At 39.8% G+C, this 623-nt stretch carries 1 protein-coding gene; it reads left to right on the top strand.

What is annotated here, in order from left to right; genetic code table 11:
* Positions 1 to 571: CpXC domain-containing protein (locus DW819_RS15440; protein WP_182432684.1), on the top strand; the 571-nt coding region annotated here is incomplete at its 5' end.
* Positions 572 to 623: the final 52 nt, after the last annotated feature.

Here is a 623-nt window from a genome sequence, read left to right as displayed (position 1 = left end):
ACTATTCACAAATCTTATATCAGTTTTTAACGTTTACACAAAACTTGAAACGGTCTCCGACATTAATAGCAAAACCAACCAGGAACAGAAAAAGCAGCTTTTATCAGGGCATCTTTCACAATACATCTGCCCGCACTGCCATTCCACGCGCTTTGTGGACCATCCTATGCTGTACTACTCTCCGGATCATGAACTGATGATCCAGTGTGTCATGATGGATCATGACGAGCACCTGGCCCTTGAAACTTTTCAGGCAATCCAGGATGGAACCTTTGGGCAAAAATATGAACTGGGCGAAACCTATCAATACAGAGTAGTCCGTTCTCTTACGCAACTTCGGGAAAAGGCTCTTATTTTCGAACACGACCTTAATGATAAAATCATAGAGTTGATGAAACTTCACATCTTCACCCAAATTCAGAATGCAGATCCAGATATTTTCATCGAAGAAATCCAGGCAGATTTCCCAGCGTCCGGCCAAATCCGTTTTCTTGTAAAAATTCCGGAAAATCAGTTAATAACAATAGCCTTCGACCAGGAAATGTATGATAAAATAAAAATAAAACTATAAATGAGCAAGTTCGTGATTTTGCATAAAAGAAAGACACCTTGAGTTCGATTGT

It is taken from the genome of Clostridium sp. AM33-3, assembly GCF_003480315.1.
Taxonomy (GTDB): domain Bacteria; phylum Bacillota; class Clostridia; order Lachnospirales; family Lachnospiraceae; genus Brotaphodocola.
This window is presented reverse-complemented; position numbering and strand designations above follow the sequence as displayed.